The sequence below is a fragment of the Nocardia yamanashiensis NBRC 100130 genome, assembly GCF_001613325.1.
Lineage (GTDB): Bacteria > Actinomycetota > Actinomycetes > Mycobacteriales > Mycobacteriaceae > Nocardia > Nocardia yamanashiensis.
Genome location: NZ_BDCD01000059.1, coordinates 1 through 22,112, shown reverse-complemented (window position 1 = coordinate 22,112; position 22,112 = coordinate 1). Strand labels below are relative to the sequence as shown.

General features: G+C 68.3%; 17 protein-coding genes and 2 pseudogenes. 5 read left to right on the top strand and 14 right to left on the bottom strand.

Features of this window, described 5'->3' with window-relative positions; all coding sequences use genetic code 11:
• Positions 1 to 15 precede the first annotated feature (15 nt).
• Positions 16 to 660: a TetR/AcrR family transcriptional regulator gene (locus tag NY1_RS40995; protein WP_067723387.1), complete on the top strand. Its 645-nt coding sequence runs from the start codon at positions 16 to 18 to the stop codon at positions 658 to 660.
• Between the two features lie 67 nt (positions 661 to 727).
• Here NY1_RS40995 and NY1_RS40990 read toward each other — a convergent pair whose 3' ends face one another.
• The 8 genes and pseudogenes from NY1_RS40990 to NY1_RS40955 form a co-directional block, all read right to left on the bottom strand.
• Positions 728 to 1,129, bottom strand: a complete 402-nt coding sequence (locus NY1_RS40990) for a nuclear transport factor 2 family protein (RefSeq protein WP_067723370.1) — start codon at positions 1,127 to 1,129, stop codon at positions 728 to 730.
• A gap of 234 nt (positions 1,130 to 1,363) precedes the next feature.
• A complete protein-coding gene (locus NY1_RS40985) occupies positions 1,364 to 1,585 on the bottom strand; it encodes a hypothetical protein (protein ID WP_067723368.1) in 222 nt (73 codons plus the stop codon).
• 204 nt (positions 1,586 to 1,789) lie between these two features.
• Positions 1,790 to 2,599: a sirohydrochlorin chelatase gene (locus tag NY1_RS40980; RefSeq protein WP_067723385.1), complete on the bottom strand. Its 810-nt coding sequence runs from the start codon at positions 2,597 to 2,599 to the stop codon at positions 1,790 to 1,792.
• Between the two features lie 344 nt (positions 2,600 to 2,943).
• A pseudogene (locus NY1_RS40975) lies at positions 2,944 to 4,086 on the bottom strand (uroporphyrinogen-III synthase); the annotation flags it as partial.
• Complete coding sequence (nirD, locus tag NY1_RS40970; protein WP_067723366.1) at positions 4,083 to 4,475, bottom strand: nitrite reductase small subunit NirD; 393 nt, start codon at positions 4,473 to 4,475, stop codon at positions 4,083 to 4,085. The pseudogene NY1_RS40975 and the gene nirD, both read right to left, overlap by 4 nt.
• Before the next feature lie 65 nt (positions 4,476 to 4,540).
• Positions 4,541 to 7,105 carry a nitrite reductase large subunit NirB gene (nirB, locus tag NY1_RS40965; protein ID WP_067723364.1) on the bottom strand — a complete coding sequence of 855 codons (2,565 nt, stop codon included), beginning with the start codon at positions 7,103 to 7,105 and terminating at the stop codon, positions 4,541 to 4,543.
• A gap of 26 nt (positions 7,106 to 7,131) precedes the next feature.
• Positions 7,132 to 8,598: a nitrate/nitrite transporter gene (locus tag NY1_RS40960; protein WP_084536318.1), complete on the bottom strand. Its 1,467-nt coding sequence runs from the start codon at positions 8,596 to 8,598 to the stop codon at positions 7,132 to 7,134.
• 267 nt (positions 8,599 to 8,865) lie between these two features.
• On the bottom strand, positions 8,866 to 10,155 hold the full coding sequence (locus NY1_RS40955) for a CynX/NimT family MFS transporter (protein WP_439956074.1): 1,290 nt from the start codon (positions 10,153 to 10,155) through the stop codon (positions 8,866 to 8,868).
• Positions 10,156 to 10,220: 65 nt separating this feature from the next.
• Between NY1_RS40955 and NY1_RS40950 the strand changes: the two genes are divergently transcribed.
• Both NY1_RS40950 and NY1_RS40945 read left to right on the top strand, forming a co-directional pair.
• Complete coding sequence (locus NY1_RS40950) at positions 10,221 to 10,892, top strand: FadR/GntR family transcriptional regulator (protein ID WP_067723360.1); 672 nt, start codon at positions 10,221 to 10,223, stop codon at positions 10,890 to 10,892.
• A 197-nt stretch (positions 10,893 to 11,089) separates the two neighbouring features.
• Complete coding sequence (locus NY1_RS40945; RefSeq protein ID WP_067723358.1) at positions 11,090 to 12,559, top strand: MFS transporter; 1,470 nt, start codon at positions 11,090 to 11,092, stop codon at positions 12,557 to 12,559.
• Between the two features lie 101 nt (positions 12,560 to 12,660).
• Here NY1_RS40945 and NY1_RS40940 read toward each other — a convergent pair whose 3' ends face one another.
• From NY1_RS40940 to NY1_RS40930, 3 genes are all read right to left on the bottom strand, one after another.
• Positions 12,661 to 13,503: a TIGR02569 family protein gene (locus tag NY1_RS40940; RefSeq protein ID WP_174567265.1), complete on the bottom strand. Its 843-nt coding sequence runs from the start codon at positions 13,501 to 13,503 to the stop codon at positions 12,661 to 12,663.
• Positions 13,504 to 13,576: 73 nt separating this feature from the next.
• Complete coding sequence (gene moeZ, locus NY1_RS40935; RefSeq protein ID WP_067723354.1) at positions 13,577 to 14,761, bottom strand: adenylyltransferase/sulfurtransferase MoeZ; 1,185 nt, start codon at positions 14,759 to 14,761, stop codon at positions 13,577 to 13,579.
• 153 nt (positions 14,762 to 14,914) lie between these two features.
• On the bottom strand, positions 14,915 to 16,072 hold the full coding sequence (locus tag NY1_RS40930) for a DUF3152 domain-containing protein (protein WP_157762835.1): 1,158 nt from the start codon (positions 16,070 to 16,072) through the stop codon (positions 14,915 to 14,917).
• Between the two features lie 309 nt (positions 16,073 to 16,381).
• Between NY1_RS40930 and fasR the strand changes: the two genes are divergently transcribed.
• Positions 16,382 to 17,047 carry an HTH-type transcriptional activator FasR gene (gene fasR, locus NY1_RS40925; RefSeq protein ID WP_067723352.1) on the top strand — a complete coding sequence of 222 codons (666 nt, stop codon included), beginning with the start codon at positions 16,382 to 16,384 and terminating at the stop codon, positions 17,045 to 17,047.
• 68 nt (positions 17,048 to 17,115) lie between these two features.
• Here fasR and NY1_RS40920 read toward each other — a convergent pair whose 3' ends face one another.
• The 3 genes from NY1_RS40920 to NY1_RS40910 form a co-directional block, all read right to left on the bottom strand.
• On the bottom strand, positions 17,116 to 17,343 hold the full coding sequence (locus NY1_RS40920) for a DUF3107 domain-containing protein (protein WP_067723350.1): 228 nt from the start codon (positions 17,341 to 17,343) through the stop codon (positions 17,116 to 17,118).
• Between the two features lie 107 nt (positions 17,344 to 17,450).
• Entirely contained in the window at positions 17,451 to 18,152 is a 702-nt protein-coding gene (locus tag NY1_RS40915) for a ferritin-like fold-containing protein (RefSeq protein WP_067723348.1), read from the bottom strand.
• 117 nt (positions 18,153 to 18,269) lie between these two features.
• Positions 18,270 to 19,304, bottom strand: coding sequence for an alpha/beta hydrolase (locus tag NY1_RS40910; RefSeq protein ID WP_174567264.1), 1,035 nt, complete (start codon positions 19,302 to 19,304; stop codon positions 18,270 to 18,272).
• 479 nt (positions 19,305 to 19,783) lie between these two features.
• Here NY1_RS40910 and NY1_RS40905 point away from each other — a divergent pair.
• Positions 19,784 to 21,358: pseudogene (locus NY1_RS40905) on the top strand (DEAD/DEAH box helicase); the annotation flags it as partial.
• Between the last annotated feature and the right edge of the window lie 754 nt (positions 21,359 to 22,112).

The window sequence follows — 22,112 nt, the reverse complement described above, 5'->3', positions numbered from 1 at the left end:
GAACGTGCGTCTATCATCAGTGGCGTGACCCGGACATCAGACGACCCCACCACCCGCCGCACCTCGCTGCGCGACGAGCAGAAACGGCTCACCCGCAGCCGGCTCATCGAAGCGGCCAAACAGCTGTTCACCACCCAGGGCTACGCGCCGGTGCGAGTGGACGACATCGCCGCGGCCGTCGGATGCAGTCGCGCCACCTTCTACCTGCACTTCACCGGGAAGCCGGATGTGCTGCGCGCCATCGCCGCCGAGGGGACGCTGCCCAGCGTCCAGCACTTCTACGAGGATCTGGACCATGTGCTCGACACCGGATCGCGCGCGGAGTTCGCGGACTGGATGAAGCGGGCCATCGAGTGGTTCCAGGAGTACAAGGATCTGCTGCCGGCCTGGGACGAGGCGACCACCCTCGAACCCGAATTCCGGGAGGTGGCACGGGAAGGCATCACCTCACTGCCGAATGTGATGACCTCGTACCTGTCGCGCTGGCCGGCCGAGCGGCAGCAGGAGGCGCGGCTGCGGATCGAATTGCTGGTGGCGCAACTGGAGCGGTTCTTCACGCGCTGGGCCATGCAGGGGACGATCGACGTGTCCGCGGACGAGGCGGCGGCGGTGCTGACCGACATCTGGTTCCCGGCCCTGCAAACCCCCGGCTCCGCATAAAACTAAAACATCCCCTTTCACATTCTCCGGAATGCTGAAAGGGGATGCGGAGTGCGGGCTTTCGAATCTACGGTGCGGTCACGCGGGCACGTTCCAGTTCCCAGAACGCGCGCAATGCGGTCACCTCGCCCTGCTCGTTCACCCGATAGGTGGCGACCAGATCGACCTCGACCACGCGGCCGGGCTGAGCGCTGACAATGGTGCCGACGAATGCGACTTCGCTGCCGCAGGCGAAGGAATCGGTCCAGCGGAATTCGATATCACTGGGCGCGATGGCCTTGTCCCAGAATGCCTCGATGGCCGCGAGACCCGAATGACCCTCGCCCGCGGGATCGTACGGGGACTCGCCGATGGGATCCTCGACCCGGGCATCCGGGGCGAAAAGCGCCAGCCAGTCGGCTTTGCGTTTGGCGCGGACGGCGGCCTGCGAGTCGAATCCGGCTCGGCGCGCGGGATGTTCGGCGGACATGCGCAAATCCTGCCGCTTCGGCGCGCGGCGGCCGCGCGCCGGTTCCGGCCAGCGGGAACACGATTCGGCTCACCGATATCGGACCTTGATCCGGCCGTGAATGGCGCATGATCCGGAGCCGGAACGTTGCATTGCGATAGCAAATCGCTAGTAATCGTGATGGAGATCACGGTCAGCGAAACGGGCCGGCGCCCGAAGGCACCGGCCCGCATCGAATTGTGAAATTCACACGTTTCAGCGAATGACCCCGGTGTAACCGGTCCACGCCTGCCCCTGGAAGGAGGCGCCGACGCCCGGGTGGGTCATGACCTCGGTGCACTGCTCGGGGGTCAGCCCGTAGAACGCGCAAGCGTTCGCCGGGTCGGCTCCGATGATGCCGTCCTCAGCCGAAGCCGTGCCGAAGGTACCGGCGGCGACGGCCGCGAACAGGCCCGCGGTGACAGCGAATTTCTTCAAGATGGGATCCTCCCGATCAATATGGAAATGTCTCTTCCGAGAGTCGCACGTATTCGCGCGACGGCCAAGTCATCGAAGTTTGCGGCGATTCGTTTCATCCCGGGCTCTGGCCCCGAATCCAGGTGCGGCCCAGAGGGATAGCGATCAACCAGCAAACCATGCTGTCTCGACGCGGACACGAGACAGGACGGTCTGCGCCGCTGCTCAGGCCACCCGTGCGGTGGCCAAGGCACCGGCCGCGGCGTGGTAGCGGTCGGCGAGGAGCCGGACCACGGCCGGGTGGACGCCGATCGGGTCGGCCACGCCGTCGGCGCCGGCGGCGTGCAGGCGTTCGTGGAAGAGGCCGTGCGCCAGCAGGTATGACGCGAGGAAGACGCGTTTCGCGCCGGCGGCGCGGAGCTCGGCCACCACTTCGGGGACCCGGGGTTCCCCGGTGGCGATGTAGGCGACGCGGACCGGGGCGGCGATCTGGTCGGCGAGCAGACCGGCGGCGCGGCGGACGTCGTGGCGGGCGCGGGCGTCGGAGGAACCGGCGGCGGCGAAGACGACGGCGTCGCCCGGACGCCAGCCGGCGGCGCGCAGTCGCATGCGCATGACGGCGGCGAGTGCGGGGTCCGGGCCCATCGCCCGGGTGACCGCGACCGCCGCATGGGCACTCGCGGCCACCTCCCGGGGCACGTCCCGATACACGTGGTAGCCGGAGGCGAGGAAGGCCGGAACCAGCACTGCCGGAACGTCTCCCAGGTCCCGCAGCACCTCGGCGGGCGAGGGGCCCAGCACGTCCACGAACGCGGTGCGCACGCGCGGGCCCTCGATCCCGTTGTCACGCAACGGTGTCGATGCGGCCCCGAACGCCGCACCGGCACCTGTCCCGGGGAATTCCGCGCCGGGACCGAACGCGGGAACCGGCGCACCCAGCTCCCGAGCCACGGCCTCCGCCAGCGCGGCGATCATCTGCACGCCCTTGGCGCTCCTGGTCCCGTGCGCGACCAGCACCAGGGCGGGGGCGCTCACCACGTCCCCGTTCGGGGCGTGGGGCGCGGAAAGGGCTGGGCCGGAATCGGTCCCGTGCGCGGGGCGAGTTCCGGGGTGGCGGGCAGGCCGGTGTTCGCCGACCGGCCGGGCAGCCCCTCCGAGGACGGGCGGCGGACGGGCGCGGCCGTGGCGGGAGCCGGGCGGGCCATGCCGTTCAGCGGACGTTCGGGGCGCTGCACCGGTTGCGGCCGGGAATAGTCGGGGCGATTGCCCGAACCGGTGCCGCGGGCCGGGAAGGGATTGCGGCCGTTAAGATTCGGGGCCGGGGTGTGCGACCCGGCCGGATGGGGTGCGGCCTGGTGCGAGAAGTCGGGGCGGATGTCGTCGGCGCATTCGGCGGGATCGAGAGCCAGGCGGTAGCCGCGTTTGACGACGGTCTGAATGGCCTTCGGGGTGCCGAGGCCGGCGCGCAGCCGGGCGATGGCGGTTTCGACCGCATGGGTGTCGTCACCGCCGCCGGGCAGGGCCGCCAGCAGGTCCTCACGGGAGACGACACGGCCGGGCTGGCGCGCCAGGGAGCGCATCAGGGCCATGGGGGCGGGCGCGAGCTGGCGCACCTCCCCGTCCACGACGACACAGCCGCCGCGCACGCTGAGGACGTGACCGGCGGCCTGGATTCGATTGGCGCGCCGCGGCAGTTCCTCGGCGACGTGGCGGGCCAGCGCGCCCAGGCGGGCGCGGCCGGGCATGGAGCAGGGGACGCCGAGTTCCTCCAGCGGGGCGGCGGTGATGGGGCCGACGCAGGCGGGCAGCACGCGGGTGCGCAGGGCGTGCAGCACGGCATCCAGCAGGCCGGTTTCCTTGGCGCGCATGAGAAGTGAGGCGACGGCGGGCGCGCTGGTGAAGGTCACGCAGTCCAGCCCGGCGGTGACGATGCCCTCGATCAGGCGGTCCATCGGGGTGCGGTCCGCGGGCGGCACCCAGCGGTAGACCGGAACCGGCACGACATCCGCACCGGCACAACGCAATACCTCGCAGAAGTCCGGGACGGGCTCCCATTCGGTGGTGGCCCCGTGCAGCTGCACGGCGATCCGCACGCCCTCGACGCCCTGCGCCAGCAGGTGATCCAGGACCTCGGCGGACGATTCGGAGGCGGGCGACCATTCCTCGCGGAGTTCGGCGGCGCGGATGGCGCCCTTGGCCTTCGGCCCGCGCGCCAGCATGCGGTTCTCGCCGAGCGTGGCCCGCAGGTCCTCGGCCAGCCCCCAGCCCTCGGCGGCTTCCATCCAGCCGCGGAAGCCGATTCCGGTGGTGGCCACGGTGATCTGCGCGGGCTCCGCCACCAGCTGGCGCGTCACCCGCTCCAGCTCGTTGTCGTCGGCCAGCGGAATGATCCGGATGGCCGGCGCGGTCACGATGTGCGCGCCGCGCCGGGTGAGCAGCGTGCCGAGCTCGTCGGCGCGGCGGGCGGCGGTGATGCCGACGGTGAAGCCGGCCAGCGGGGTACCCGAGTCGAATTCCGTCATGCTCCACCGTCCAGCGCCACGGGCTCGTTGGACACGCCGACCACACCGTCCACCACGCGCACCGCGAACACCGGCACGGCGACCGAATCGTCGTCCAGGCACCGCCCGTCGATCAGCGAGAAGGCCTGCTTGAGCAGCGGCGACGCCACCACCGGAATGCCGGAGCGATCACCGACCAGACCGCGCGACATGACCGCCGCCCGGCCGAAGGGGTCGATATTCCCGATCGCGTACAGGGTGCCGTCGGGGGTCAGGAACAGGGCGGCCTGCCGGCCACCTTTGAGCAACACCGCCACGCCGCGGCCGGGAATCAGGTAATCCAGCTTGCAGGCCTGGGTCCAACCGGCAGCGGTTGCGGTGGCAGTGCTGGGTGTGTCGATCACGGTCATCGGTAACTCTCCTCCGAACGCCTTAACTATTGGTACCGACGTCCTGTTTCCAGGCGGTTAAGCGGTCATTTCCCCTGAGTGGCGGCGGCTGCGGTTTCCGCCACACCGACCGGAATGTCCGGAATTCCGAGCAGTACGGGCACCTTGCGCTCGCCGCTGTCATCGAACGAGATGGTCGGGTCCGCTTCCTCGGGGGCGTTGACGAAGGACACGAAGCGCGACAGCTTGCCCTCGTCCTCGAGCACGGCGGCCCATTCGTCCTTGTAGCCCTCGACATGCTTGGCCATGGCCGCCTCCAGCTCGTCGGCGATGCCCAGGCTGTCCTCGCAGACCACGGCCTTGAGGTAGTCCAGGCCGCCTTCGAGGGCCTCCTGCCACGGCGCGGTGCGCTGCAGCCGGTCGGCGGTGCGGATGTAGAACATCAGGTAGCGGTCGATGTACTTGATCAGCGTCTCGTCGTCCAGATCGCCGGCCAGCAGCACCGCGTGCTTCGGGGTCAGACCGCCGTTGCCGCCCACGTACAGGTTCCAGCCGTGCTCGGTGGCGATGACGCCGACGTCCTTGCCGCGCGCCTCCGCGCATTCCCGGGCGCAACCCGAGACGGCCAGCTTCAGCTTGTGCGGGGAACGCAAACCGCGGTAACGCTTTTCGAGCAGCACGGCCATGCCGACCGAGTCCTGCTGCCCGTACCGGCACCAGGTGGAGCCGACGCAGGACTTCACGGTGCGCAGCGATTTGCCGTACGCGTGCCCGGATTCCATGCCCACGTCGACCAGGCGCTTCCAGATCAGCGGCAGCTGTTCCACGCGCGCGCCGAACAGGTCGATGCGCTGACCGCCGGTGACCTTCACGTACAGGCCGAATTCCTTGGCCACCTCGCCGATGGTGATGAGCTGCTCGGCGGTCACCTCGCCGCCGGGCATGCGCGGCACCACCGAGTAGGTGCCGTTCTTCTGCAGGTTGGCCAGGAAGTGGTCGTTGGTGTCCTGCAGCGACGCCTGCTCGCCCTCGAGGATGTGATCGCTGGAGGTGGAGGCCAGGATGGAGGCGACGGTCGGCTTGCAGATATCGCAGCCGGATCCCTTGCCGTACTTGGCGATCAGCTCCGAGAACTTGCGGATGCCGGTCGACTGCACGATGTGGAACAGCTCGGCGCGCGACTGCGCGAAGTGCTCGCAGAGCGACTTGGAGACCGCCACGCCCGACTGCTCCAGCAGCTTCTTGAGCATGGGAACGCAACCGCCGCAAGAGGTTCCGGCATTGGTGCAGCTCTTGATGGCCGGCACGTCGCAGGCCCCGTCCGCGATGGCCCCGCAGATGGAACCCTTGGAGACGTTGTTGCAGGAGCAGATCTGGGCGTCGTCGGGCAGCGCGTCCGCGCCGAGTTCGGCGCCGGCCGGGGAGATCAGCGCGGCCGGGTCGGCGGGCAGCGGGCGGCCGACCAGCGGGCGCAGCGCCGAGTACTGCGAGGCGTCGCCGACCAGGATGCCGCCGAGCAGCGTCTTGGCGTCGTCGGAGACCACGAGCTTGGCGTAGGTGCCCTTGGCGGCGTCGTGCAGCACCACCGACAGCGCGCCCTCGGTACGGCCGTGCGCGTCACCGAAGCTGGCCACGTCCACGCCGAGCAGCTTCAGCTTGGTGGACATGTCGGCGCCCGGGAATTCGCCCGCGCCGCCGAGCAGCCGGTCCGCCACCACTTCGGCGGTGCTGTAGCCGGGGGCCACCAGGCCGTAGCAGACGCCTTCGACCGCGGCGACCTCGCCGATCGCGTAGATGTTCGGGTCCGAGGTGCGCAGGCCCAGGTCGGTGATGACGCCGCCGCGCGGGCCGACGTCCAGGCCGGCGGCCTTGGCGATCTCGTCGCGCGGCCGCACGCCGGCCGCGAAAACGACCAGGGCGGCCCGCAATTCGGTCTCGTCGGAGAAGGTCACTTTCAGCCGCTCGGCGATACCGGCCTCGGCATCGGCCTCGATGGCGGAGGTGCCCACCCCGGTGTGCACCTGCAGCCCGAGATCGCCGACCAGGCTCTGCAGGATCGCGCCGCCGCCCTCGTCGACCTGGGCGGGCATCAGCCAGTTGTTGAACTCGACCACGTGCGGGGTCATGCCCAGCAGGCGCAGCGCGTTGGCCGCTTCCAGGCCGAGCAGACCGCCGCCCACCACCAGGCCGACCGCGCCCGGTCCGGCCGCCTCGGCCGCCGCGCGAATGCCGTCCAGGTCCTCCAGGGTGCGGTAGACGAAGCAGCCTTCGGCGTCGTGGCCCGGTACCGGCGGAACCCAGGCGTAGGAGCCGGTGGCCAGAACCAGTGCGTCGTAACCGATCACGTCGCCGGTGGAGGTGGTGACCTTGCGGGCGGCCTTGTCGATGCTGTCGGCCTTCACGCCGAGCCGCACCTCGACCAGGTCGTCGCCCTGGTAGTCGTTGCCGGGCAGCGCGAGCGCCGCGGCCTCCCAGGCGCCGACGTAGGACGAGAGCCCGACGCGGTCGTAGGCGGCCAGCTTCTCCTCGCTGAGCACGATGACCTGCCAGGCGTTCGCCTCGTCCCGGGAGCGCAGCGCCTCCACGAAGCGGTGCCCGACCATGCCGTGGCCGACGACGATCGCGGTCTTGCGTTCGATGCTGTGAGTCATGACAGTCCCTTTCGAGGCTGGGCGAGTCAGGCGCGAGCCGACGAGCTGGACGTGGATTCGGTGGATGCTTCGGCCGCGATCACCAGGGCCTCGGCCTCGACGACGACATCGGAGTCGGTGGCGCGCGGGCTCGGGCGGCGCAGGAAGACCGCCCAGCAGACCACCGCGCACACCACGTAGAAGGCCAGGAAGACCCAGAAGGCGGTGGTGGCCGACTTGGTGGAGGCGTAGGAGGAGCGCAGCATCAGGTTGATGCCGACGCCGCCCAGCGCGCCGATGGCGCCGACGAAACCGATGAGCGCGCCGGAGGTGTTCTGCGCCCAGGCCGCGCGGGTGGCCGAATCACCGTCCAGGCCACGGGATTTCGCCGCGAACACGGACGGGATGATCTTGGTGACCGCACCGTTGCCGATGCCCGAGATGACGAACAGCGCGGTGAAACCGATGATCAGCGCGACCAGCACGGCGCCGGTCGGACGCCCGGTCCGGTCGCCCAGGGTGGAGGCGCCGACCACCACGATCGAGGCCGCGGTCATGGCCAGGAAGGTGTACAGCGTGACCTTGCTGCCGCCGATGCGATCGGCCCACTTGCCGCCGTAGGGACGGACCAGCGAACCCAGCAGCGGACCGACCCAGGCGATCTGCGCGGCGTGCAGGGCGGCCGCGGCGGCGGTGGCGCCACCGGCCTTGAAGCTGATCTGCAGCACCTGGCCGAAGGCGAAGCTGTAGCCGATGAAGGAACCGAACGTGCCGATGTACAGGAAGGCGATGGCCCAGGACTGCGGCACCTTCAGCGCCTTGACCATGTAGGACAGATCGGCCTTCTGGTTCTTGACGTTGTCCATGTACAGCGCCGCGCCGAGGGCCGCCACCACGATCAGCGCCAGGTAGATCAGGCAGACCACCGAGGCATTGCCGTAGGCGGCGCCCAAGGTCGCGATCACGCCGAGGCCGATCAGCTGGATGACCGGGACGCCGATATTGCCGCCGCCCGCGTTCAGGCCCAGCGCCCAGCCTTTGAGCCGCTGCGGGTAGAAGACGTTGATGTTCGACATCGACGAGGAGAAGTTGCCGCCGCCCAGGCCGGCGCAGGCCGCGATCACCAGGAAAGTGGTGAACGAGGTGCCGGGCTGATTGATGAAGTACAGGGCGAGCAGCACCGGCACCAGCAGGGCCAGCGCACTGAAGATGGTCCAGTTCCGCCCGCCGAATCTCGCGGTCGCGACGGTGTAGGGAATCCGCATGAAACCGCCGACCAGGGTCGGCACCGCGCCCAGGAAGAACTTGCCCGCCGGATCGATCCCGAACTGGTCGGCGGGCATGAACAGCACCATGACCGACCAGATCGACCACACCGAGAACCCGATGTGCTCGGCGAAGACCGACCAGATCAGATTGCGGCGCGCGATGTCTTTACCACCGGCTTCCCAAGCCTCGACATCTTCGGCATCCCAGTGCTCGATGTCGTGCTTGCGCTTGAGCGTCGTGAACAAGGGCCCTCCTGAAATCTGGATAGGCCCCAAGGTAGGGAACGGGTATTGCGCGAATGCTGCGCGAAATGACCGTCAAATCAACGGTTGCTCACCCGGTTCGGGCAAACCTCGTGAGAACTTTCGCTATGTTTCGAGCATGTGACACAACGGTTTCCGTCGATCAAAAAGAGCCGAAAACGCGAAATGCCGAGCGTGAGGTGAGAGCGTTGCCACACAGCATGGGCGATACCTCACCCGTCCGCAACCCGAGCGGTGAAGAAAAACCGGTCAGTTCCAGGTGTCCTCGAGCATGCGCGGCTTGCACGCCAGCCACGCGCCGCCGATCAACACGAAGACCGCGAGAGTCAGGAACGCGAAGGGCAGCACCCAGCCACCGGTCATCGAATGCAACGCCCCGAACAGCACCGGGCCGATGCACGCCACGGCGTAGCCGACGCCCTGCGTGAAGCCCGACAGCGCGGCCGAACCGGCGGCGGTGCGGGTGCGCAGGTTGATCAAGGTGAGCGCCATCGGGAAGGTCGACGGACCCAGGCCCAGCGCCAGCACCCACACCAGCGGCGCGGCCATCGGCGCGATGAGCAGGCCCGCGAATCCGATGAAGAAGAACACGGCGCACCCGATCACCACCGGGAACGGATTGGCCATGCGCCCCACGACGATCGGCGCGGACAGCGCGGCCACCAGGCCGATGAGGGCGAAGATGCCGACCATGCTGCCGCCGAAGGAGGCGTCGGCCCCGGCATCGGTGAAAATGGCGGGCATCCAGGTGAACATGGAGTAGGTGGTCAGCGAGGTCATGCCGAACATGAACGCCATCCCCCAGGCCAGCGGCGACTTCCACACCTTGCCGGTGGCTTCGCCTGCGCCCGTGGGCATTTCGGTGCTGTCCTCACGGGCGGCCTCGCGCCGGACCCGCAGCACGCCGATCCACGGCAGCGCGGCCAGCACGGCCAGGGCGGCCCACATGCCCAGCGACAAGCGCCAGCCGTGCGCGTCCGCGACCGGGACCGTGATCAGCGCCGGGATCACCGTGCCCAGCTGCACCATGACGATATAGACGGCCGACAGCAGCGCCAGCCGATCCGAGAAGTAGCGCTTGACCAGTGGCGGGATCACCACATTGCCGATGCCCATGCCGGTCAGCGCGAGCGCGGAGAAGGCCAGCAGCTCCCAGGTCTCGGGCACCAGCGCGCGAATGGCGGAACCGGCGGCGGTCATGCCCATGGCGATGAGCGCCGTCTTCTCCAGCCCGAAGCGGCGGGTCAGGATGGGGGTGAGCAGGCCGGCGACCGCGAACATGGCGGTGGGCAGCATGCCGAAGATGCCGATGACGGCGGTGGAGTAACCGATGTCGTCGCCGATCCGGGCGGCGAGCGGGGTGAACGCGGTGACGGCGATGCGCAGGGTGAGCGCGGACATCAGGATGGCGGCCAGCACCAGCAGGCGACCTTCGACCAGACCTCGCTTGGTGACCTTGCGATGCGCTTCGGCCGGGTGGCGTTGGTCGAAGGGCAGATTCCGCCCGGTGGCGGTGGTCTCGGGGAAGGTCGCAGTCACCGACAAATCATAGGATGACCCGATGATGTGATGCAACGAATGTGAGGCACGGTACGCTGTCAGACGTGCAACCAGTCCGGCGCACGAGCCTCATCGCCCAGGTGACAGAGCAGCTTCGTGCCGAAATCCGTTCCGGCCGTTGGCCCGTCGGTTCCCGCATCCCCACCGAGCCGGAACTCACCGAGCTCACCGGCACCGGCCGCAATACCGTCCGCGAGGCCGTGCAGGCGCTCGTGCACGCGGGCATGGTCGAGCGCAGACAGGGCTCCGGGACCTACGTCATCTCCACCTCCACCCTCGGCGGGACGCTCACCGAGTACTTCGCCGACGCCGAGCAGCGCGACATCCTCGAGCTGCGGCGCGCGCTCGACACCACCGCCGCCTCGCTCGCCGCGCAACGCCGCGACGATGCCGATGTGGCGGAACTGGAGCGGCTGCTGGAGGAACGCCGGCAGTGCTGGGACACCGACTTCGAGGCCGCCATCGACGCGGATGTGCAGTTGCATCGCGCTATCGTGGTGGCCAGTCACAATGCGGTGTACCTCGAGTTCTACGACTCGCTGCTGCCGGTCATCGAGGCCGGGATCCGTTCCCGCAGTGAGAAAGAGGGCGAGGCCTACCACGCCGAGCACACCGAACTGGTGCGGGCGGTCGTGGACGGCGACGCCGAGCGGGCGGCACGCGCCGCTAATTGTTTCCTCGGTTCACTAATTGCCGAATACCCGGACACTCGATAAGAAGTCCAGGTAACCGAGAGGTCACCGCGCGCAACACCGAGACGTGAGCTGGAATTAGTTCGGCCGTCACTGAAAGCGACGCCACCGTAACCGTGCCTTCGTACGGTAGATCGCGACCGCAGGGACACATCCGGACCACCATTCAGGTTCCGGTGCTCACGATGAGGGGCGGTCGCCATCTCGAGAGGAACGCGCTCATGGCAACAACGGCCGCGCCGGAAAAAAGCACCTTCAGCTACCAGAAACGGGGCCGCTGGCTCAAGACCTGGGAGCCCGACGATGCTGAATTCTGGGAAAACGGGGGTAAACAAACAGCCCGCAAGAATCTGATCTTCTCGGTATTCGCCGAGAATCTCGGATTCAGCGTCTGGGTTATCTGGGGCAGCATTGTCACCGCCATGGGCGCGGCCGGATTCGATTTTCTCGCGGGCCTCGGCAAAGGCAATCCGACCGCGGTCAGCAATGCCCTGATCCTCACCTCCACCCCGACCCTGGTCGGTGCGGCCCTGCGCATTCCCTATACCTTCGCCATTCCCAAGTTCGGCGGGCGCGCGTTCACCGTATTCAGCGCCGGCATGCTGCTGGCGCCCACGCTCGGCATCGTGTACTTCATCAACCAGCCCGGCACGCCCATGTGGGTATTTGTGCTGCTGGCCGGTCTCGCCGGCGTCGGCGGCGGTAACTTCTCCTCGTCGATGGCCAATATCAACTTCTTCTTCCCCGAGGGGAAAAAGGGTGCGGCCCTTGGCATCAACGCGGCCGGCGGCAATCTCGGTGTGGCGCAGACCCAGCTGGTGGTGCCGTTGATCATCACCCTCGGCACTCACATCATGGCCAAGGATGCGGCCGGCTACCGCTTCGGCATCACCCTCGCGGTGCTGGTCTGGATTCCGTTCATCCTCGTCGCCATGTTCGGCGCGCTGCGCTTCATGGACTCCATCGAGGGCGCCAAGGCCGACGGCAAGTCCTACAAGCTGGCGCTGACCAACCGCCACACCTGGGTGATGTCGGTGCTCTACATCGGCACCTTCGGTTCCTTCATCGGTTTCTCCTTCGCCTTCCCGACGCTGCTCAAGGCCAACTTCCCGGAGCTCGCCAAGATCGGCTGGATGAGCACCATCGGCAACCTGGCCTTCCTCGGCGCGCTGGTGGGCTCCATGAGCCGGCCCTTCGGCGGCTGGATCTCGGACAAGATGACCGGCGCCAAGATCACCATCTACGTCTTCGGCGGCATGTCGGTCGCGACCCTGCTGATCATGGCCGGGCTGGCGGCCAAGAGCTTCCCGCTCTACCTCGCGGCCTTCCTGCTGCTGTTCGTCCTCACCGGTATCGGCAACGGCTCCACCTACCGGATGATCCCGTCCATCTTCGGCGCGGAGGCCAAGCGCTACGCCGCCGAGCACGGACAGGACCTCAGCGAGGCGGCGGCGTCGGCCAAGCGGCAGGCCGGTGCGGCCATCGGCGTCATCGGCGCGGTCGGCGCCTCCGGCGGCTGGGTGGTGCAGCAGGCGCTGCGCCTGTCCAATGTGCACTACCACAGCATGAACCCGGCGTTCTGGGCTTATGCCGCAACGTATCTCGTCATGGCGGGCCTCACCTGGTGGTTCTACCTGCGTTCCTCGTTCGCGATCGGGCGTGCTCCCTCCCTCGCGCACGCGAACGTCTAGAGTTCCACCGCCCCGGGCCCGGGGGTTCCTCCGAAACCCCCGTGCCCCTTCGAAAGGCTGTCGCGCCGAGCAAAAGCTCGGCGCGACAGTCGTTTCGGTGACTAGAGCATCAGGCGAATCATGTCCGCGGTGCGCGAGAGTCCCGGGAAGGCTTCGGGGGTCGAGCGGGGGTGCAGCGCGTGTACGGCGAGGCGGAACATTACCGCTCGCACCAGCATTTGCGGCCATTCGGGGAGGGACCCCCAGCGTTCGAGTAGTCCGTCGTCGGCCCCGCCCCAGGACAGGGCATCGACCACGATGACCGCCGCCGCCCACGGCACCGGCCGCCAGTAGGGCGTGATGTCGGTCAGACCGGGCGCGAAATTGCCCGAGAACAGGACGGTTCCGAAGAGATCGCCGTGCACCAGCTGCGCCGGCGAGGTCACCGGCTTACGCAGGGTGGACAACTGGGTGATCAATGTCAGGCTGCGATCACCGTCCGGCGAGGTCGACGGCAGCATGCCGCCGACCTTCAGGCTGCGCAGCGGCACCGCCTCCCAGGCCGCGCGATCGGCCGCGACGAACACATCCACATCCACCCACGGCGCCACCGGCTGCTGCATCAGGAAGCGCGGACGCTCCAGCCCGGCCGTCACCTGATGCAATCGCAGCGACACCGACACCACCTCGTCGTGCCGGGGCTCCGGCACGCCCTCGAGGTAAGTGTCCGCGCGCCAACCGGATACGACGTATCTACCGTCGGTCGCCCGCACCGGCCGCGCGAGGCGAATACCGTCCACGCGCAGCGTCTCGCGCACCTTGGCCGACCACGCCGCCCGGGCGTGATCGGTCACGGGACTCAATACGACATCCCCGCATTTCCAGCCGCCGTCCCAGTTCCCCAGCGGAACCGGCGCGACCTCGCGCAACCCGAAGGTCGCACGCACGTGCTCGGGAGGTTCCACAGCAGTAAGGGTCACAGACCGAAACCTACCGCTGGGACCTTTTCCTAAATGGATGCCGCGCCGGGCAGCCCGGTCAGTAGACGGGCAGGCTCGGATCCACCTGGTTGGCCCAGGCGACGATTCCGCCCTGGAGATGCGTGGCGTCGGAGAAACCCGCGTTCTTCAGTGCCGCGAGGGCTTCGGCGGAACGGATGCCGGTCTTGCAGTAGAGCACGATCGGCTTGTTCTGCGGCAGTTCGGAAAGCACCTCGCCGGACAGGATGCGGTCCTTGGGGATCAGGGTCGCGCCCTCGATCTTGACGATCTCCCATTCGACCGGTTCGCGCACATCGATGATGGCGAGATCCTTACCGGCCTCGACCATCTCGTTGAGTTCGCGGGCGGTCAGGGTGGAGCCGATCGCGGCGGCCTGGCCCTCCTCGGACACCACACCGCAGAACGCGTCGTAGTCGATGAGCCCGGTGATGGGCTGACGCTCCGGATCGCGGCGCAGCTTGATGGTGCGGTAGTTCATGTCCAGTGCGTCGTAGACCATGAGCCGGCCCAGCAGCGTCTCGCCGATGCCGGTGATCAGCTTGATCGCCTCGGTCACCATGATCGAGCCGATGGAGGCGCACAGCACGCCCAGCACGCCGCCCTCGGCGCAGGAGGGGACCATGCCCGGCGGCGGGGCCTCGGGGTACAGGTCGCGGTAGTTGATGCCGCGCCCGTCGGGGGCGTCCTCCCAGAAGACCGAGACCTGGCCCTCGAAACGGTAGATGGAGCCCCACACGTACGGCTTGCCCGCGAGCACGGCGGCGTCGTTGACCAGATAGCGGGTGGCGAAGTTGTCGGTGCCGTCGACGATCAAGTCGTATTGACGGAAGAGTTCGACCGCATTGTCGGGTTCGAGGCGAATCTTGTGCAGCTCCACCTTGATTCCGGAATTGATCTCCAGAATCGAATCGCGGGCGCTGTCGGCCTTGGACCGGCCGATATCGGATTCGCCGTGAATGATCTGGCGCTGCAGGTTCGAGGCGTCGACCTCGTCGAACTCGACGATGCCGAGCGTGCCGACACCGGCGGCGGCCAGGTACAGCAGCGCGGGGGAACCGAGACCACCGGCGCCGATCACCAGCACGCGGGCGTTCTTCAAACGCTTCTGACCCGTCACCCCGAGATCCGGGATGATCAGGTGGCGGCTGTAGCGGGCGACCTCGTCCCGGGTCAGCTCCGCGGCCGGTTCGACCAGCGGCGGCAGGGGGGCATGCGATGACACGTCTGGGAACTCCTCAATCGAATTCGCCGATAACTCGCGGCCATACCTGCAACACCGCGATCCCGAGCGTTCTTCCCAAGCGTAGGGCAGCCGGAGCGACTCCCGGTTTCAGGGGCAAGCCCCTGAAACCCCGCACAGGGGTCGACCGCGAACCTATCCGCGCGGATACGGCCAGGGGTTGAAGCGGCACTTCTTGCCGTCCATCGGCACCACGCCGGTCGGATCCAGCTTCGCGATGTCGTCGTTCCTGGTCCCGAAGGTCTGCTGCATCATGATCGGCGCCAGCCCGCCGTCGGTATCGCACGGCTGATGCTCGTGATAGCCGATGGCATGCCCGACCTCGTGATTGATCTGGTACTGCCGATACGAACCCACATCGCCCTCGTAGGCCAGCGCCCCGCGCACCCAGCGCGCCTCCGACACCACCACGCGCCCCAGATCCGCGTTGTAACAGGAGGAGTCGATGGGAATCTCGAACCCGCACGCGGTCCGGGTGGTCTGGCGCGAGGTCAGCGAGATCCGGAAATCCGGGTCGCCGGCGTCGATGCGCTGGAATCCGAATCGCGAATCATGGGTCCAGCTCTTGGGATTCGACAGCGTCGCGTCGATCATCTTGGCCACCGATTCGTCCCCGCCGATGCCGGCCGTATCGACCCCGTCCTCGATCTCGACGGTGTAGCGGAAGACATGATCCGAACCGGTCCCGGCCTGCGCGGTACTCCCACGCACCACATGCCAGGTGCCCGCCCCGGCCTCGGTGAAGGGCCCGCCGCCCGGCACCGTGCCGGTGGGCAGATCGGCCGCGAACTTGCCGTCCCCCTTGGGCGGCGCACCGTAGATGCCCGTCTTGTCGGTGTGCTGGCTCAGCACCCCGAACCCCGGCACCCCCGCCACGCTGTCGGCCCCGCCGCGCAGCGCGTCCACCGCCACCAGCACGGTCACCACCAGCAGCACCGGCAGCGCGTAGGCGCGCCAGCCGTAGGTCGAGACGAACCGCCCCAGCGCGCTCTGCTTCTTGGTCTCCCGCTCCGGCCGCTCCCGGGACCGGGCGTCCTCCGGCGGCGCGGTCGGATCCCAGCGCGCCCGCAGCGGCTCGTAGGGCTGCGGCAACCGGTCACCGGAAGGGGCGGGCGGGCCCGCCGGGCCGGTCTGCGACGGAGTGTTCTCGGTGTACAGACCGAGCGGGTCGTAGATCGGCCCGCTGGGTCTTCCCCGTCGCTTCGCGCCGGCTCCCCGGGGCGCGACCGCCCCCATCGGGCGGCTCGCGTCGCGCCCGCCGGAGTTACTGCCCCCATGGTCGGTCACGCCCATCAGGTTCTCACAGTGCGGCGGGCGGCACTCGGGGGCGGGGTCGGGGCCCCTATTGCTGCGAGATATCTCACGCAATCGGGATGTAACTCACATACCGGGACACCGCTTCCACTCTTGTGACCGGCCTCGCATAATCAACTCGGCGACACCGCTCGAAACATCGACTTCGAGAACGCCGATTACATACATCGAATATTCGGAACCTGGATCGGCATCGGCCCTTCGAGCGAGTATCGTTCGGGGGATACCCCCGGTGACATCCTCCGACCGGGCTGCGTCGCCGAACTGATCGACTGGGAGATTCGGAAAATGACTGACCTCGTGGACCGGATGACCGCACACCGCACGTCATCCGAGGCCATGGCGCCGAGCAAGCGCGGCACCCGTATGCCCCGCGAGGCGCGCCGCGCTCAGCTACTCGCAGCGGCAGGTGAGGTTTTCGTGCTACGCGGCTACCACGCCTCCGGCATGGACGAGATCTCACAGTGCGCGGGCGTCAGCAAACCCGTGCTGTACCAGCACTTCACGAGCAAGCTCGAGCTGTATCTGGCCGTGCTGCAGAACTATGTCGACGCCCTGGTGTCGAGCGTGCGCCAGGCGCTGCGCTCCACCACCGACAACAAACAGCGCGTACGGGCCGCCGTACAGGCCTATTTCGACTTCGTCGATCACGAAACCCAGGGTTTCCGACTGGTTTTCGAATCCGATCTGACCAATGAGCCGCAGGTGCAGCGCCGCGTCGAGCAGGCCACCGAGGCGTGCGTGGACGCGGTCTTCGACCTGGTCTCCCACGACTCCGGTTTCGACCCCTATCGGGCGCGCGTCCTGGCCGTCGGCCTGGTGGGCGCGAGCCAGCTCAGCGCCCGCTACTGGCTGGAAGCCGACCGGCCGATCCCCAAGGAAGACGCCGTGGACACCACGGTCATGCTCTGCTGGGGCGGGCTGTCGCACGTGCCGCTGCACCCCATCGACTGAATTTCCCGGTACTTACGAGCACTGCCCCGCCGAATCATTCGGCGGGGCAGTGCTTTTCGGTTCGTCGATCAGACGGCGGCGAAACCGACGCGGCCCGAGGTCGGGGTGCCGATCTCGACGTAGGCGACCTTGGCGGCCTGGATGAGGTACTTGCGGCCCTTCTCGTCGGTCAGCGCGACCACGCCGGCGTCGCCCTGCAGCGCACCGGTAACCAGCGCCTCGACCTCGGCCGGGGTCTGCGAGCTGTTGATGACCAGCTCACGCGGGCTATCCGAAATACCGATCTTGACCTCCACGGCCAACCTCCGAACCTAGAGTCCTGTGCTGTCTCGAATCAGGCTAGTGCAGGGAGCGGCGTACCCGGCAGGGTGCGGGTGCGCTTTCAGCGAAACCCCGGAGGGGGTCAGCCCAGTCCGAGCACGCGCATGCGCTCGGCGTGACTGCCCTGCATCCGCTCGAAGAGGGTGGCGATGCCGTTGAGATCCCCGGTCGCGATGAGCACCAGTTCGGTCAGCTCGTCCCGCTGCGCCATCACGTACTGCGCCTGGGTGATGGCCTCGCCGAGCAGCCGCCGTCCCCACAGCGTGAGGCGGTCACGCTCGGAGCGATTCGCCTCGACCGCACTGCGCACCTCCTCGATCACGAACTCGGAGTGACTGGTCTCGGCCAGCACGTCCCGCACCACGTCGGCGACCTCGGGAGCCAGGGCGCCGGCGATCTCGGTGTAGAAGTCCGCGGCGATGCCGTCACCGACATAGAACTTCACCATCGACTCCAGCCAGGTGGAGGGGTCGGTGGAAGCGTGATAGGCGTCCAGGGCGCGCACGAAAGGAGCCATGGCGTCGAAGACGTCCACGCCGCGCGCGTCCAGGGCGCTTTCCAAGGTTTCGAAATGGCCCATCTCATTGGCGGCCATCTTGGCGACGGCCACCCGGCCGCGCAGGCTCGGCGAGAGTTTCGCCTCTTCGGTCAGCCGGTAGAAGGCGGAAATCTCACCGTAGGCGAGCACGGCGAACAGGTCGGTGACTCCGGGGTGTGCGGCGGCGATGCGGTCGTCGGCAGATTCCGACGCCGCACCCAGCGCGGTAGACGAGTTTGCTCCCATGCGCCCACCCTAGCCCGTGCCGGTGAACCGCATTCGGCCATCGGCGGGCTTGCGGGTGGATCATCCGCGAGTAGTTCGTATTCTCTTGCGGCACAACGTTTTACCGGCGACGCGGAGCTAGTCCAGGTCGCGCAGGAACTTGTCCAGGTAGGTCCAGGTGGTATCACGGGCGATGAGGATCCCGAGGTGGGAGCCGGGGGCGGTCTCGTATCGCACGTCCGGCGAACCGGTCAGGGTCTCCAGACCGTGTTCGACCGCCGGGGCCGGGGTGATCACGTCGGCGGGACCGCCGACCAGCAGCACCGGCACGGTCACGGCGGCGAGTTCGACGGTGCGCTCGCCGAAATGCACGACGCCCTTGCCGATGTCGTTGTTGAGCATGAAACGGCCCCACAACTGGTTGTAGAAACGGCCCGGATAACCGGGCAGCGAATTCTGGAATCGGTCGATGGTCTCCATTCGGGCCAGGGTCGCGGTGTCCGCGAGATTGCTCGCAATGAAGAAGGGTCGCTTGAGTTCCCGATCCCAGGCGGTGGCGCGGTAGGCGACGCGGGTCAGGCGCGCGGAAACGCCGCCGACGGCGCGAATCGCGGCGGTTGCGGTGCGGCCGCCATCGACCCGGGCCAGCGCGCGCAGCTCGCGGACGCCCACCATGTGGTTGTAGCTGAGCGGCGCACCGACGGCGGTGACCGAGCGGATCGGCAGGGTGGGGTCGGCCGCGGCGGTCAGCAGCGCCAGCACGCCGCCGATGGACCAGCCGATCAGATCGACCGGCGCGCCGCCGCGATCGGCGGAAACCTGGCGGATCGCCTCGGGCAGGATGTCGTCGATCCAGTCCTCGAAGCCCATGCGGCGGTCCTCGAAGGTGATGTCGCCGTAGTCCACCAGGTACGGGGCGCGGCCGGATTCGAGCAGGAAGCGGGCCATGCTCTGATCGGGGCGCAGATCGAAGCAGAAGGCGGGGGCGGCCAGCGGCGGCACCAGCAGCACGGCGGGGGCGTCGGCATCGGCTCCGTCGTAGCGGCGCAGTTCGCGGTGCGGTGCGTCGGACAGCACGGTCGAAGGGGTGGGTTCGGGGGCTTCGATGCCATCGCCGAATGTCAGTGCCCACGCGTTACGGGCTGCGGTCGTCACGGTGTCTGCCAAGCTCACGCGCACAACATCCCACATATCAGCTACAACCTGTAACAGGTATGTGAGCAACCCAACTGGGGCGGGTAGGAAACAGACCGCTCTGTGCGACCGAATTATGCTGCGGCGCAATCCTTAACGAAGCTGCGAAGACCCCTATGCGGGTTCATGAAGATCGTCGCCACGGCCCTCACCAGCGTAATAGCGCCGGGCAATTGCGGTGGCGGAAAACGGGGCGAAGACCGTATCACGCTACAATCTCCCCGGACAGCGAAAATTTGCGCCCGATCGAGTTTGCCGGATACACCGCGAACCAGGGCCGCAGCGCTCGTAGTCCACGGAAAATGTGCGCGCACTCCGATCCGGAATAGCTGCGCCGCGCCAGGTAGACGCTCCCGGTCAGGCACCGGATACGGCATCCCGCAGCGGCGAATGAGAAACGGGTCAGTGGTCGTCGCGGGCCGGCCGGTCCGCCCCACACCTCGTGCGCGCGAGACGCGATAACGAGGAAAGGCAAGAACCTGAGCAAGATCACCGTAGAGCAGGAACCCGGCGTGGCCGACACGCTGTTGACCGCCGAGCTCGACGACACCCACACCGCCCCCACCTTCGCCGAACTCGGCGTGCGCGAGGAGATCGTGCGCGCGCTCGGGGAGAAGGGCATCGAACGCACCTTCGCCATCCAGGAACTCACCCTGCCGCTCGCGCTGGCCGGTGAGGATCTGATCGGGCAGGCCCGCACGGGCATGGGCAAGACCTTCGGCTTCGGCGTGCCGCTGCTGCACCGGGTCGCCACCGCCGCCTCCGGCACCATGCCGCTGGACGGCACCCCGCGGGCGCTGATCATCGTGCCGACCCGTGAACTCTGCGTGCAGGTCACCGAGGATCTGGAGACCGCCGCCAAATACCTGAAGCTCGACTCCGGCAAGGCGCTGAACGTCACCGCCATCTACGGCGGGCGGCCCTACGAATCGCAGATCGAGGCGCTGCGCCGCGGCGTCGACGTCGTCGTCGGGACGCCGGGGCGACTACTGGACCTCGCCAACCAGGGGCATCTGATCCTGGGCAAGGTGCAGGTGCTGGTGCTCGACGAGGCCGACGAAATGCTCGACCTGGGCTTCCTGCCCGATATCGAGCGCATTCTGACGATGGTGCCCGAGGCGCGGCAGACCATGCTGTTCTCGGCCACCATGCCCGGGCCGATCATCACCCTGGCGCGCACGTTCCTGAACCGCCCCACCCATATTCGCGCCGAGGAGCCGCACGACTCCGCGGTGCACGACCGCATCGCGCAGTTCGTCTACCGCGCGCACGCGCTGGACAAGAGCGAACTCGTCGCCCGCATCCTGCAGGCCGAGACCCGCGGCGCCACCATGATCTTCGCGCGCACCAAGCGGACCGCGCAGAAGGTCGCCGACGATCTCGCCGAGCGCGGGTTCGCCGTCGGCGCGGTGCACGGTGACCTGGGCCAGATCGCCCGCGAGAAGGCGCTCAAGAAGTTCCGCGAGGGCAAGATCGACGTCCTGGTCGCCACCGACGTGGCCGCCCGCGGCATCGATATCGACGACGTCACCCACGTGGTCAACTACCAGTGCCCCGAGGACGAGAAGACCTACGTCCACCGCATCGGCCGCACCGGTCGCGCGGGCCGCGCCGGCGTCGCGGTGACCCTGGTCGACTGGGACGAGCTCACCCGCTGGGCCTCCATCAATTCCGCCCTCGACCTCGGCATCCCCGAACCGGTCGAAACCTACTCCCGCTCCCCCCACCTCTACGAGGAACTCGGCATCCCCGAGGGCATCACCGGCATCGTCCGCAAGCGCCCCGCCGCCCGCGACGAAGACGCCGTAGTCGTGGAACGCGAATCCCGCACCCCCCGCAACCGCAACCGCCGCCGCACCCGCGGCGGCCGAGCGGCCGAGGGCGTCGAAACCAATTCGACTGTCATCGAAGACAATTCGGCGATCGACGGCACCGCGTCCGAGAACCCGGCAACCGAAGGCGACGCCGAAAAGACCGGCCGTCGCCGTCGCCGCCGCCGCGGCAAGGGCGGAGCCGAGGGCGCGAACACCACCCCCGGCACCACCCCGGAATCCGCCCCGGAGACCCCCGAAGCCACCGGCAACCCGGTCGAAACCGCCGACGGCACAACCGATTCCGAGCCCCGCTCCCGCCGCCGTCGCCGCAACCGCCGCGGCAAGGGCAACGGCGACCGCCAGGAATCCAACGGCTCGGCCACCGCCACCCCGGACTCCAAGCTCGACACCCCGGACTCCGAGCTCGACACTCCGGATGCCGAGCTCGCGCCTGCGGCAGCCGAAATCCCCACCGCGACAGCCGAACCCGTGCTCTTCAGCCACTTGGCCCCGGCCGCCGCACCCGCGGCGACCGAGCCCGCCCCCGAAGCGGTCGATCCCGCAAAGGCCAACGGCCGCAAGCGGACTCGCCGCCGGTCCGGCGCGGAATCCACCACCGGACCCGACATCGCATCCGAAGCGACCGCCAAGGCCGCGCCGGAAGCAGTGCAGGCCACGCCGGCGTCGGAACCCGTGCAGGCCACGGCGGAGCCGACCACGGCAACCGCCCCCGCACAGGTCTCCCCCGCTCCCGAGGCGACGGCGGCCGATCCGGCCCCCGTCACCACCCCGGAACCGGCGAAGTCCACCGCCCGCAAGCGAACCCGCCGCACCGCCGACCGAACCACCACCCCGGCCGGCACCGACGCAGCCTCGGAGAACGTCGGCGCTACCGAGGTCGGCACCTCGGCAACGGCCACCGCCGATCCGGCGGCGGCCAGCCCCGCATCGGATCCGGCCACGCCCGGCGCCG